The organism is Serratia sp. AS12 (genome assembly GCF_000214195.1).
Classification (GTDB): domain Bacteria; phylum Pseudomonadota; class Gammaproteobacteria; order Enterobacterales; family Enterobacteriaceae; genus Serratia; species Serratia plymuthica.
Genome location: NC_015566.1, coordinates 3,474,576 through 3,487,369, shown reverse-complemented (window position 1 = coordinate 3,487,369; position 12,794 = coordinate 3,474,576). Strand labels below are relative to the sequence as shown.

The window sequence follows — 12,794 nt, the reverse complement described above, 5'->3', positions numbered from 1 at the left end:
TTGAGAAAATTGCCCACTGTAATAAATGCTCAGATACTCGGGTTCTGAGTTGGCGTAATTAAAATAAGAGCAATCAGCTCAGATGCCAATACATTTACCAGGGGAAGTGGGCGAGATGGGCAGTTTTTTTAAGCAGGTATATCGGTATTCTCATTCTCGCCCGTATCGGCACAATGAAAATCTCTGGCCCTATGTGAGGGTTGAGCGGGCCCAAAGCGGTGAGATTGCCGTATTGCATTATAAAAAACAGCCTGTTCCGCTGGTCGCGTTGTCCGCGTTGAAAGACAGTTGCCAGGGGCCGCTGTTGCTTACCGCAACCGGGCCTTCGGTCAAGGATATGTGTTTTAACCATATTCCCGCCATGCCGACAATGGGGGTTAATGGCGCCTATTCTTTGCACCCGCAGGTTGATTTTCGCTTTTACGTTATCGTCGATATGGGGTTTATTGATCAACGACCGGATATTATAGAAAACATTATCCTGAAGCCGGATTTAATTCTTTTTACCACGGTGCACGGCATTGCCAAAATAATCGACCGGTTTACGCTGGCGGACGTGAAGTGCCGGTTTGCGGTAGTAGAAGATGCGGCCTTTAAAATTTATAGCCCCAAAATAACCCCCCCAGAGCTGTGGGAGCATTACCGAAACGACCGCAGCGTCTCTTTTTCATCGTCCAATAAAACCATCGCCTTCACTCACGATATCCGGCGCGGTATTTTCGATGCCGGCACGGTGGTTTATTGGGCTTTCCAGATCATTTCATTTCTGGGGTTCAAACAGCTGTTTATTGCCGGATTGGATATGAATAATTTTCATTTGCCGCGATTTTATGAAACGAAGGAAAATAAACTGCCCACTTTTTTACCTGAAAAGATTGACGATATCATCATGCCTGCCTTTAGCCACGCCGGTGAAAGAATGAAAAACAACAGTATTGCCATCAAGAATTTTTCGTTGAGCAGCGCCATTGACAGTAATATTTTTGAAAAGGTTGATTATAATGTTTTTTTCAAAAAAGGCTGATTTTACTACGGCGCTCTATGTTTACTCATTCCTGGCCTTTTCATTTTTCAGCGCCGTTTTTTGCGGGCATACCCGGGTCAATAATTTATTCCATATTGCCGCTTTTTTTTACCTTGTCGCGTTTGTCACCCACCCGAAGCTCCGTTCGGCATGGCTAAAGCAGCGCAAGGCGGTTACGGGGCTGGCGTTGGCGGCGGGCTTTTTGGCCTATTACTCCGCCAGCAACCTTTGGGGGGGAACGCCGGACGATACGGGGTCGGCCTTTACCCACAGCGCTTATATTCTGATTTACCTTGCCCTGCTGGTCACCTTGCTGGCTGGGCCCAGGCGTAATTTCTTACTTTGCGCGGTGATTGTCGGCATTGTGCTGCTGTGCGTGTATCTGGCTATAAGCGATTATCACGCTATTTATACCCTCAGGGAGACCTCGGCCCTCAATCCGGGCCCGCGTAATGTGATCGATCTTGCCGGCTATGCCGCCGTGGGCATTATTTTAAGCCTGATGGTATTGCGCGATACCCGGCAAAAGAAAGTGCTGTTGGCGATCCCGCCGCTGTTTGCCTTTATGGTGCTGACGCAAAGCCGTGGCCCGTTGATTGCGTTATTGGCAGCACTGGCGTTGACGACCTCATTCGTTACGCTCAATAAAAAAACGGCTGTGGGCATTGCCACCACGATGATAGTTGCCGTCATCGTCGTTTTGTTTTCTGACATTGGCGAGATGCTGATTACGCGCTTTGACGAGCTGTATCAACAGAGTTTTGTGCGCATGAGCATTTGGCGACACAGCCTGTCGCTGATCGCTCAGGCGCCGTTTTTTGGCTATGGCTTTGATAAAGAACTGGCCTTTACCAACTATACCGGTGAGTTTATTCACACGACCCACAGCCTGTATCTGGGCGCGTTGCTCAAGGGGGGGCTGGTCGGATTCTGTTTATTCGCCGCGTTGCTGGCGTATGGCGCACGGCTTGCGCTGAGCCATCTCAGGGCCGGCCGTCGCCTGGAGGCCGCCTTATACCTGTTTATGCTGATCTTCTATTGTTCGCAGGGCATGTTTGTCATCGCTAACCCGGCCGAGTTTTGGTATCTGTTCTGGTTCCCGGTGGCGATGGTGTTGACATCGCCACCGCCTGCCGAAAATTAATCAGCCGTGAGGGGGGCGAGTGCCAAGGCATTCGCCACTTTTTCAAACACCTGGTTCTCGGTGATGATGCTGAGTGGTTGACGGCGTTGCGCTACGCTAAGTTTTTCGGCATCGACCGGCACGTACATCACCTGATGCAGTTCGCTATTTTGATAGGGGCCGGTGTGTTGCGGATTTGCCGTAACAAACAGGCTGACGGTCGGCGTTTTCAGGGCGATGGCCAAGTGCAACGGGCCGGTGTCGCCGGTCACCAGAACCTGCATGTTCTCCATAACCGCCAGCAACTGCGGCAGCGTGGTTTTGCCGATATGGCTGACAACGCGTTGCTGTTCGGCTGCCGTCAATCCCGCCATAAACACCTGTTCGATAGCTTGCTCTTTAGGGGCACCGATTAATTCAATTTGGTTATGCGCCGACTGCGCCAGCAAGAGCTTTGCCAGACGGATAAACTGGCCGACGGGCCAGCAGCGCAGCGGTTCAGAAGCGCCCATCTGGAAGCCGATAACGGTTTTCCCCACGGCCTTGTTTATGGGCGGGAAGGCGATGGGAATAAACATCTCGGTGTTTTGAGTCTGGCAACCCAATTGGGCCACCAGATCCAGCTTGCGCTGAATTAAATGCCCCCCGGTGCTGCGGCTTACGCCACTCAGCCAGCGTTCCATGCCGGTGGCTTTATTGCCGTAGGCGTCTTTGAACACATAATGGCAGCCGGCGGTAATCGCGGTGATCACGTCATAAGGGGATTTTGAGTGCAGGATGATGGCCAACTGGGGCCGACGTTTTCGCAGTTGGCAAATCACGCCAAGCATGTCTTTCGCTTTATGATCCCAATAGATGACATGATCAAAATAACGGCTGGTCGCGACCAGTTGCTTGTTTTTGTGGCTGGAAATGAGAGTGATGCTGGCCGCCGGATAACGTTCGCGCAGCGCGCGAATGGCCGGCGTATTGAACATCAGATCACCCAGGGCGGTGGTGGAAAAAATAACGATGCTGTCGAAAGTCAGGTCCGGCTTAAACGTAGCCTTGTCTTTGAAATGCCCCCCCAGCCGGGTGTAAAGCTTTAGGCCAGCGTTGGCCGCCGTTATTTTCCACTGTTTCGACATCTTGATTCACTTTGAGTTGATGGGCGCGCCGGTCGGACAGGTGCATCATATGATGTTTACCTTAACGGGCCAATGGGCGGCAATATATTGCTACATATGCTTGCGCAACCTTAATAAAGGGCAGCGGGCTGCCCCTTTACGGCATCAATTTTGCCAAACCTGCGAGCTGCGCGGCGTGTCCATCCGGTAATCCGAATAGGGACGCGTGAAGATCTCGCGGCCCAGATCGCGGGCGGCCAACAGCGGGTTACGCGGATCGCGGCTGATTTCGCCCCGGCTGTTGCCCGCGCCGTGCACCACCCCGACAAACTCGGAATGCGAGTAGCGGCTGAATTCCTGGATCTGATGCGCGATGCCCATTGCCGCGCCGGGGTAGGTTTCTTCCGAGGCGACCGCCAGCCCGATGCGTTTGCCGCTCATGCGCTGATGCACCTGCTTCGCATCCGGGTAGGCGTCGGCGTAATAGCTGAAAGCGCGGTCGAAGAAGGCTTTGGTCTGCGCCGACATGCCGTACCAGTATATAGGGGTGCAAAACACCGCCGCATCGGCCGGCAGAAAGTGCTCCAGGAACAGTTCGCCATAGCGGTCGGCCGGCGGCGGGCTGTGGCGCTCATCCGTCAGAAATCCGCTGATATAGTCATCCAGAAAATGCAGGCTGGCCCCGGTGCCCGCCTCGGCGGCGCCCCGCCATGACGGCTTGCGCCAACGCGGCGCTGTTACCGTCACGGCGCGGGCTGCCGACCAGCACGATAAGGCGTTTGGGTTGATGAGTTGAATTCATGTCATTCTCCGTTTTCCGAGCGTGAAATTGTCATCGCCACTCTATGAGGAACAAGGTACAGGCGACAAATGACGCTTTCTCTGTCAGGATGAATTCAACTCATCCTATGGATTGTCCACTATGTTTGCCACGCTTCCGGTGACCGCACTGCGCACCTTTGAATCCGCTGCCCGCCTGCGCAGTTTTAAACAGGCTGCGCTGGAGCTGGCGGTCACCCCGACCGCAGTTTCGCACCAGATCAAGGCGCTGGAGCGGCAGTTGGGTTTTGCACTGTTCGACAGGGTACCGCGAGGTGTGCGGTTGACGGAGAAAGGGGAGCGTCTGTTCGCTGGGGTACATACCGCGCTACTCGATGTGGCAAATACATTGGACGCTCTGCGGCCGGTGCCCAGCGCCGGCGTGCTGTGCGTTTCCGTGACCCATTCTTTCGCCGCCCTGTGGCTGGTGCCGCGCCTGGGGCGTTTTTATCAGGCCTATCCGCACTATCTGGTTCGCCTGGAAGCTTGCGCCGAGGTGATTGACCTGCAGCAGGACGCCAGCGTGGACATTGCCATACGCTACAGCAGCGCCAATTATCCCCAGTTGCATCAGGCCGCACGGCTGGAGGAGCGTTTTGGCGTTTACGGCGCGCCGGGGCTGTCTGCCACACAGTTGCAAACCCCTGCGCTGATCACCGTTCGCTGGCGCGATTCAACGCTGTATGAAAACGGCTGGCGTGACTGGTGTCTGGCTGCCGGGGTCGACTGGTGGCAGCGGCACACATCGCTGCGGGCCTACGATGAGGAGCATTATGCCTTGCAGGCGGCGGTGGCCGGGCAGGGGCTGGTGCTGGCCAGTTCGGTGATGGTGTCCGATCTGGTGCGTAACGGCCTGCTGGTGGCTTACCGACCGGATATCTGCGTGCCGGGTGCCGCTTATACTGCGCTGTGTGTGCCGGGGCGCGAACGACACCCGCCGGTGCGGGCGTTTCTGGGGTGGTTGCAGCAGGAATTGCGCTAGTGAACAAAGCACAAAATAAAAATTTTTCTGATGTGGGGCGTGGGAATATTGGGTAAATTCGGTATTCCATTCCCATGAGAGAGATGTCCATGAGCCAGCCAAGAACTTCTGATTACCCGATTGATGCGCAGTTTATTGAACGCTGGTCGCCGCGCGCGCTGGCCAATGATCCTATCGACGACGAAACCCTGCTGAGCTTCTTTGAAGCGGCGCGCTGGTCGCCTTCGGCGTATAACATCCAGCCCTGGCGTTTTGCTTACAGCAAGCACGGCTCGGCCAGCTGGGACAGCTACCTGGATTTCCTGATTGAGTTCAACCGCGGTTGGGCGCAGCACGCCTCGGCGCTGGTGGTGGTCATCTCCAAAACCACCAGCCTGAATGGCGATAAGGAAGTCGCTAACCCAAGCCATGCGTTTGATGCCGGTGCCGCCTGGGCGAACCTGGCGTTACAGGCGCACTTGAAAGGCTGGCTGACCCACTGCATGGGGGGCGTCCACCACGACAAAATCAAGGCGGCGCTGAACCTGCCGGATAACTATGTGGTGCACGGCATGGTGGCGATCGGCAAAGCGGGTGATAAATCCCAGCTGCCGGAGTTCCTGCAGCAAAAGGAGATCCCTTCAGGGCGGCTGCCGCTGGAGCAGACGGTGGTCGAAGGGCTGAACTTCACCCTGTAATCGCTTCGTTTGACGTGAAAAGCCCGCAGAGGATAACTTTGCGGGCTTTTTGCTTTCTTCAGGCCTTGCTCATCACCACAACCAGATAAATGCAGGGCTCGCCGCTCTCGTTTTTGAACACGCAGTCCGCCGGTGGGCCAAGTTCAAGGCAATCCCCTTCGGCCATTTCATGGCGATTTTCCCCTTCCAGGAACACCAGCTCGCCGGACAGCAGCCAGATTAATTGGCGTTTGAACGCGTAGACGGAGGCCGGCATCGGGATCTCCGCCCCGGCGGGCAGTTCAACGCGCACCAGATCGAGCGGAATGTCTGAGCGCGGTGACACATGACGGCGGACGTAACCGCTTTCGGGATCGACCCAGACCGGTTGATCCTCCCGACGCAGCAGCCGACCTTCCTGCGTTTCCGCACGGGCAATCAGTTTGGACATGCTCAGGCCGAAGGCGCCGGAGAGCCTGGCCAGCAGCATGGCGGTGGGGCTGCTGTCGCCGCGTTCAATTTTATGCACCATGGCCCGCGAAACGCCGGCCCGCTCGGCCAGATCGGACAAGGACCAATGGCGGGCTTCGCGTTCGATGCGGATGCGTGCGCCGATGCGCTGATTTAAGTTGTCTAATTTATTATTCATATCGTAGTATGATAGTGGACAGTCAACCAGGGGGTCAACATGCTTATCCGTAACGCGACTATAACCGATAGCGAAGGCATTGCCGCTATCTATAACGACGCCGTGCTTAACACCACGGCGATCTGGAATGAACTCACCGTCGATGCGGCGAACCGTGTGGCATGGATGGCGGAACGCCAGGCTGCGGGGTATCCGGTGCTGGTGGCCAACAATGAGGCGGGTGAGGTGATTGGCTATGCCTCGTTCGGCGACTGGCGGGCGTGGGACGGCTATCGTCACACCGTGGAACATTCGGTGTATGTGCGGCGCGACAGCCGCGGCGGCGGGGTGGGGAAAACCCTGCTGATTGCGCTGATTGAGCAGGCGAGAGCGATAGGTAAACATGTGATGGTGGCGGGCATTGAATCCGGCAATACCGCGTCGATACAGCTGCACCTTAATCTGGGGTTCCAGAACGTGGGGCGGATGAGCGAAGTGGGCGCCAAGTTCGGCCAATGGCTGGATTTGACCTTTTTGCAGTTGCAGCTTGATCACGAAAAATCGCCACCGGTCCGCTAATTCTATGAATATCATGTTATTGCTGCTGGTGGCGGCGGGTGTCAGCCTGGTCGTCCAGAACCTGCTGATGGTGCGCATCAGCGAAAGTGCATCGACGATCCTGATCGCCCTGGTGATCAACTCCAGCGTCGGCCTGTTGCTGTTGATGGCGCTGCTGTTCGCCAAAAACGGCGCCAGCGCCCTGGCTGAGGTGACCGGCAATTTCAGGGGCTGGATGTTGTTGCCCGGTTTGCTGGGATCGTTTTTTGTCTTTTCCGGCATTTTGGGTTACCAAAAGCTGGGGGCCGCGACCACCATTTCGGTGCTGGTCGCCAGCCAACTGGTGGCGGGGTTGGGGGTGGATATTTACAAGGCCGGGCCTGCCGCGCTGCGCGACAACCTGCCTGCGCTACTCGGCGCGCTGCTGTTGGTGGTGGGCGCTTTTTTGGTGGCCAGAAGAAGTTTTTGAAACGGTAAAAAGCCCGCCGGGGTGCCCCCTTGGGCGCGCTTCTGTGCTTCGCAACGATCAGAATGACCGCAGTGCGTCAGGTGCAGGCAACTTATCTGCGTATTTGCTATATTCCCCGGCAAGACAATGGCGTGTTAGTGTTTTATTTTTCACCAGAGTACAGATCAACGGGGCTTGTCATGAATAAAAAACGGGTGCTCATCATCGAAGACGACATGGATGCAGCGGGCGTCCTGGAGGCTTACTTGGTGAGAGAGCATTTTGCAGTTTCCATTGCGACCGACGGTTTGAAAGGGTTTGATATGGCATTGCAATGGCGTCCGGATCTTATTTTGCTGGATGTTATGCTGCCAGGCATGGCAGGAACTGAAATTCTTAGTCGGTTGCGTAAAAAAAACAACACTCCGGTTATCATGATCTCGGCGATGGGCGATGCCTCGGATAAGATCGGCGCTTTGCGCTACGGCGCGGACGATTACATCGTAAAACCCTACAATCCCGGGGAAGTCATGGCGCGGGTGCATGCCGTTATGCGCCGCTATTCAGAGGGCGTTTCGCCAAACCAACGCCTTGTATTTGGTCCACTTCAGTTGGATACCGAGGCTATGGCGGCATCGGTAGAAATGGCAGATGGGGAAACTCGGTTGCTGACGCTGACGCCTACCGAGCTTAGTCTCCTGGCCACTTTTTTACGTGCGCCCACCAAAGCCTTTTCGCGACAGGAATTGCTGGAAAAATCTTTGCCGGACAGTGACGCATTAGACCGGGTGGTGGATACCCATATCTATAATCTGCGTAGAAAGTTGGAAAATGTCGGTATCGGAAATGTATTGCTGACGGTAAGAGCCATCGGATATCGATTTAAGTAACCTTAAACAGCGGTATGTTGAACGTGAATCTTCCAGCCTGACTCGTGCAGACTTTGTTTTTACGCTGTCAGGTCACCCCGTTTTGAGCCCAATCTTTTTTCTCCCTCTTTGGCTGCCATGCAGAGCACGCATTGATCACGTTCAGATGTATTTATAACTAACGGGTATAAGTTATTTTAACTGGTTATCAAATATTGACGGAATATTGATTATTCACACAGGGTATCTGGATAATTGGCATGTTTAATCCTGAAAAACTATCCGTCAGGTTATAAACAGTGAAGGAAAAAACGATCGTTACCCTTCTGCCTTATGGGACCGATGTATTAAATTGCAGGGTAATTTATGATTGAGACGGGTTATAGAAAAATCATATTGGCAGACCTGAGTGGTGGCATGGGGGGAACTTTTGAAGCGTTCCTGAAAACCCGGGAGTCTTTTAAAGTTTCTCTTTGCTATCTTTCAAACCCGGATCTTCAAACGCTGGATTTTCATGTCAAAAACAACTGTTTTTCTTCTGTGGTTTTTTTCTATCTGAGCGGAGATATTCACTCTCAGGCGGATGAAATCTCGTTGATCACCGTGTTTTACCTGAAAAATCCAAGGACGCGTGGAATTGTCATGCTGGGCGACACCGACTGCCTGACGCGGGTTCTGTACCTCTCTTACCCTTACACACTGATCCATAAACGTGATCGATTGTGCGAAGTGGAGCGGTTGATTGCGTTGGGTATGAAAAAAGACAGGCAGCTCAGCCATTGGTGCCAGCAGTTTCTGATAACGGGAAAAGCGATGCAATGGATAGATAAACTGAATTTACTGACCCGGCGTGAAAAGGCGGTGATGAGGGATCTGGTGATCGGCATGTCCCCTGTTACGATTTCCCAAAAAATGCGGTTAAGCATCAAAACAGTGTCGAACCATAAACGTAAAGCCTATCTGAAATTGGGGATAAGCCGCACGATTCATTTGCTCAATTTCAGTGCCGGCTGCTTTGCCACAATGCGCTATTAGACTTATGAACAAGCGGAGGAACAGGGGATTGCCGTTTCGGCGACGGCGCAGGGCCAGGCGGCGACGCTATACTCACGGGATCATCTCCACTCTCTTTCAAGTACCTGAAGCCGCCAGCGGTTTTGAATAAAGGTGTTATTTGCTATGAACAAGCCTGCTAAACAAGCCTCGCTTTGGCGGTGGATTTGGGTGCGTATCGTTTTACTGGCGGTAGGTTCGATCATACTTATCGCCGGGTGCCTGTGGTCGTGGTACGCCTTGATAAATTTTTTGGTATTGCAATCGATGCCCACCGCCGTCAGGCAAGAGTTTCTGAGCTTGCTGAAAAACCCGGAAAGCAACCTGCAACGTTTTCATGAAATGGTTGATGCCTGGTATGGCATAGAGTCTGGCAACCCTTTCTACCTGGGTATTGATTGGGCGTTGTTGGCTGTCTATACCACCGTGATCCTGCCATTTATCGTTCTCCTGGCGTTGTATGCCGTCAGGCCGCTCTCCGAACAATTTACTCGCCTGGCGATGGCCGCCCGTGCGATATCCAGAGGTAAGTTTACCACGCGAGCCGAGTTGACGAAAAATGCGCCGATAGAGCTGATCAAACTGGTCAATGACTTTAATACCATGACAGAACGCCTTGCACATTTTGATCGTGAGCTTAAAGCCTCCCATGCTGCGATGGCTCACGAATTGCGTTCTCCGCTGACTGCCGCAATGGGGCGGTTGCAGGGGATGATAGACGGTGTTTTCCTGCCGGAAACACACCATCTCAAGTTGGTTATGAATCAACTTACGCATTTAAATCAATTGATTGATGATCTTTCTCTTTTGTCTATGGCTCAGGCGGGGCAGTTGCCATTGAATAAGTCCCCGGTCGATGTCATCGGCCTGTTGTGGGAAAGAAAAGCCTGGCTGCAACCCCAGGCCGAAGCTGTGGGTTTTTCTTTCAACATTTCCGCACGAGCGCCGTTAATCATTCTGGTCGACTCTGTTCGTTTGGGGCAGGTATTCACTATTCTGATGGACAATGCGTTGCGTTACGCCGTCGAAGGTAAAACGCTTGATATCACGCTGCATGATCATCCAGATCATGTCGCCATCGCGTTTCGCGACCATGGGGCTACCGTAAACCATGAGTTTATACCGCAGATGTTTGATCGTTTTTCCCGGGCGGACAGTTCGCGTGCGCGCAACTCTGGCGGGAGCGGATTGGGGCTCTCAATCGCCAGGGCCATTTGCCAGTTGCATGACGGCAGCTTGATCGTCAACTCGCATCCGGAAGGGGGAATGCGTTTTATTATTCAACTGCCAGTGAAAAATATTTTGTCTTGACGATAACTTGACACATTGCTCACTGTATCTGGACACTTATCTTGTTTAATTGCGGACACGTATAATCAGGAAATCAGACGTTTCAATCAAGGCCAGGCTAATTTCGGCATTATGCACATAGTCAGAGAGGTATCGCCGAACGGTGGTATGTCATTATTTTATTGGGCTTGAAGATTTTTACTTGGGTGATGGTGTGAGATATTTTATTTTAATCATGATGTTTATGTCCCCTGCTGTTTTTGCCAATGAATCGCCTGATTATCTCCGTAAAATAATATGGCAGTCATGCGACGATAGGGCATTTAGCGCTTGGTTCGGTCATGAAGAAATTCCGGATCGGTTACAGTGCGGGTATATCATTGCACCGTTGAGTTACGATGATGAAAATGCGAAAAGGGTGAAGTTGGCCGTTACCCGCTTGCCTGCAACCGGAGAGCGAAAGGGGAGCATCATTTCCATTTCCGGTGGGCCGGGTATATCTGGCGTACTGGTCCCTTTTAGCAACGAAAAACTGAATGAATCCTATGACATTATTGGTTATGACTCCTCGTGGAGTAGGGAGTTCGTTGCCCCAAATCGTTTGTCCTCCCTTGATTAAAAACGATGACAACGGCAACAGTCCTGAGAAAAGCGTTGAAGAGTTGGATAATGACAATAAAGCATGGGTTGAAGGCTGCATCGCCAGGACCACGCTCGATGTTGTAAAACATATCGGTACTCATGAGGCCGTCAATGACGTTGAAGCGATCAGAAAAGCGCTGGGTGAAACGCAATTGAATGCGATCGCTTATTCCTATGGCACCCAGGTCGCGCAGCTTTATGCTGAGCGATTCCCGCAGAATGTCAGGGCCATGGTTCTGGATGGTGTGGTTGACCTCACTGACAGTGCATTTGATGTGAACTATAAGCAAGCCCTGTCTTTTCAACGGAGTTTCAGCCGATTTTCGACCTATTGCGAAGAGAATCGCGCCTGTCCGTTGAGTAAAAAAGGGGGAGTTAAGCAGTACCACGCATTGCTGGACAGCGTTAATCAACAGGTATTGGCCGATGATAACGGCAACGAGATTAATTCCGATAATGTGCTCAAGGCGACAACCAATGCATTGTACTCATCGGGTAACTGGCCGGCTTTGGCCAGGTTGTTGAGCTCCATTGATAGCGGGCGATTCGATTACGACACCCTGCAGAAACTGGAGACATTCTCCACTACCGATGCGGAGCCAATGCAAATACGTGCGCCAATTAAAAAGAGGGGTTATTTACCTGAAAATAGTGGCGAAAATAGTGAAGAAAATTCGCTGGATACTGAAAGCAACAATATGACGGTGATCGATTGTGTCGATATGGCCGATCCGAGTATCAGTGTTGCGCAGAGCCGGCGAAATGAGCAAAAGATTGCGGAGGCGGCAGCCTACAGCAACTATTCAGCATCCAATTCGTTTCCCAGAGGCCTGTGCGATTTCTTTCCTTTTAAAGGGAAATTGGTGCCGCACGCTCCGGTCATTTCCGCGGCATTACCTCGCTTGCTATTCGTTGCACAGTTGAATGATCCAGCCACTCCTTATGCAAATGCGAAAAATATGGTGAAGTATTTTCGAGGACACTTGATAACGGTGGATGGTGATGGGCATACCTTGGCACTTTCTGATGAAAATCAATGCGTTGATAAATCCGTTGTTGAGTATTTTATGGCTCCTGAAACCGTGGTAAGCGATACTCAGTGTTAAAGGGGATAAGGATAAAATAACATCAAGAGAGCTGGGCTCTCTTGATGTTTTACTTTTTATCATGCGGGAGGGTTTTTTTAATCGTTTTTAACGTCTGGCTGTCTATGGGGGTGTAAATATCCTCAATGAATTTTTTTTGCGCGTCAGTCAATTTCCATTCGCTCGGTATTGTGGTTTCTTTTTTCTTTATTTTTTTCTCGTGTCTTGTCATGTAAAACACCAAATAAATAAGATTACGGCCAACCAAAAAAAGTTGCAGAAAATAATAATTGTCAACAAAACCTTACGCCGTAGAGTTCTATCTACATTAATGTCCATTGTATGTTTTCAGTTTATTCTTCTATTGATGAATTATCGAATTAAGATGATTTTTATTGAATGGGAATAATCTCTGGTTTTTGTTTTTTTATTTTTTGGTTAAGGGTGGTTTATTACAAAGGGTTGTCATTATGTGGAGTTAAAGGTTTTTATTAGATACGGACTGCTTTTT

Annotated in this window: 13 protein-coding genes and 1 pseudogene; 11 read left to right on the top strand and 3 right to left on the bottom strand. The window is 51.9% G+C overall.

Translation table 11 applies throughout. The features are described from left to right. Window positions 1-115 precede the first annotated feature (115 nt). Window positions 116-1,024: a sugar glycosyltransferase gene (locus SERAS12_RS16315; protein WP_041416207.1), complete on the top strand. Its 909-nt coding sequence runs from the start codon at window positions 116-118 to the stop codon at window positions 1,022-1,024. Further along, complete coding sequence (locus SERAS12_RS16310; RefSeq protein WP_013813691.1) at window positions 1,002-2,168, top strand: O-antigen ligase; 1,167 nt, start codon at window positions 1,002-1,004, stop codon at window positions 2,166-2,168. The genes SERAS12_RS16315 and SERAS12_RS16310 overlap by 23 nt, the downstream gene beginning before the upstream one ends. On the opposite strand, the gene SERAS12_RS16305 is transcribed toward SERAS12_RS16310, so the two are convergent. Together SERAS12_RS16305 and SERAS12_RS16300 are read right to left on the bottom strand one after the other, a co-directional pair. After that, the gene (locus tag SERAS12_RS16305; protein ID WP_013813690.1) at window positions 2,165-3,274 is read right to left on the bottom strand and encodes a glycosyltransferase family 9 protein; all 1,110 of its coding nucleotides are present in this window, start codon (window positions 3,272-3,274) and stop codon (window positions 2,165-2,167) included. The two genes, SERAS12_RS16310 and SERAS12_RS16305, sit on opposite strands and share 4 nt — an antisense overlap. Before the next feature lie 144 nt (window positions 3,275-3,418). Beyond that, a pseudogene (locus SERAS12_RS16300) lies at window positions 3,419-4,055 on the bottom strand (flavodoxin family protein). Between the two features lie 120 nt (window positions 4,056-4,175). Between SERAS12_RS16300 and SERAS12_RS16295 the strand changes: the two are divergent. Together SERAS12_RS16295 and SERAS12_RS16290 are read left to right on the top strand one after the other, a co-directional pair. Next, window positions 4,176-5,054, top strand: a complete 879-nt coding sequence (locus SERAS12_RS16295; RefSeq protein ID WP_013813688.1) for a LysR substrate-binding domain-containing protein — start codon at window positions 4,176-4,178, stop codon at window positions 5,052-5,054. A gap of 89 nt (window positions 5,055-5,143) precedes the next feature. After that, complete coding sequence (locus SERAS12_RS16290; RefSeq protein ID WP_013813687.1) at window positions 5,144-5,731, top strand: nitroreductase family protein; 588 nt, start codon at window positions 5,144-5,146, stop codon at window positions 5,729-5,731. Window positions 5,732-5,789: 58 nt separating this feature from the next. Here the strand turns inward: SERAS12_RS16290 and SERAS12_RS16285 are convergent, their stop codons facing one another. Further along, window positions 5,790-6,359 (bottom strand): XRE family transcriptional regulator, encoded by a 570-nt coding sequence (locus tag SERAS12_RS16285; RefSeq protein WP_013813686.1) that lies wholly within the window; start codon window positions 6,357-6,359, stop codon window positions 5,790-5,792. 39 nt (window positions 6,360-6,398) lie between these two features. Here SERAS12_RS16285 and SERAS12_RS16280 point away from each other — a divergent pair, with 39 nt between their 5' ends. From SERAS12_RS16280 to SERAS12_RS16255, 7 genes are all read left to right on the top strand, one after another. Further along, on the top strand, window positions 6,399-6,917 hold the full coding sequence (locus SERAS12_RS16280; protein ID WP_013813685.1) for a GNAT family N-acetyltransferase: 519 nt from the start codon (window positions 6,399-6,401) through the stop codon (window positions 6,915-6,917). Between the two features lie 4 nt (window positions 6,918-6,921). Next, window positions 6,922-7,365 carry a DMT family transporter gene (locus SERAS12_RS16275; RefSeq protein ID WP_013813684.1) on the top strand — a complete coding sequence of 148 codons (444 nt, stop codon included), beginning with the start codon at window positions 6,922-6,924 and terminating at the stop codon, window positions 7,363-7,365. Between the two features lie 179 nt (window positions 7,366-7,544). Further along, window positions 7,545-8,234, top strand: a complete 690-nt coding sequence (locus SERAS12_RS16270; RefSeq protein WP_013813683.1) for a response regulator transcription factor — start codon at window positions 7,545-7,547, stop codon at window positions 8,232-8,234. Between the two features lie 345 nt (window positions 8,235-8,579). After that, entirely contained in the window at window positions 8,580-9,248 is a 669-nt protein-coding gene (locus SERAS12_RS16265) for a LuxR family transcriptional regulator (RefSeq protein WP_013813682.1), read from the top strand. 144 nt (window positions 9,249-9,392) lie between these two features. Continuing rightward, complete coding sequence (locus SERAS12_RS16260; protein ID WP_013813681.1) at window positions 9,393-10,577, top strand: cell wall metabolism sensor histidine kinase WalK; 1,185 nt, start codon at window positions 9,393-9,395, stop codon at window positions 10,575-10,577. A gap of 142 nt (window positions 10,578-10,719) precedes the next feature. Further along, window positions 10,720-11,175, top strand: a complete 456-nt coding sequence (locus SERAS12_RS26645; RefSeq protein WP_254304261.1) for a hypothetical protein — start codon at window positions 10,720-10,722, stop codon at window positions 11,173-11,175. Then, window positions 11,144-12,304: an alpha/beta hydrolase gene (locus tag SERAS12_RS16255; protein WP_239440940.1), complete on the top strand. Its 1,161-nt coding sequence runs from the start codon at window positions 11,144-11,146 to the stop codon at window positions 12,302-12,304. The genes SERAS12_RS26645 and SERAS12_RS16255 overlap by 32 nt, the downstream gene beginning before the upstream one ends. Window positions 12,305-12,794 lie beyond the last annotated feature (490 nt).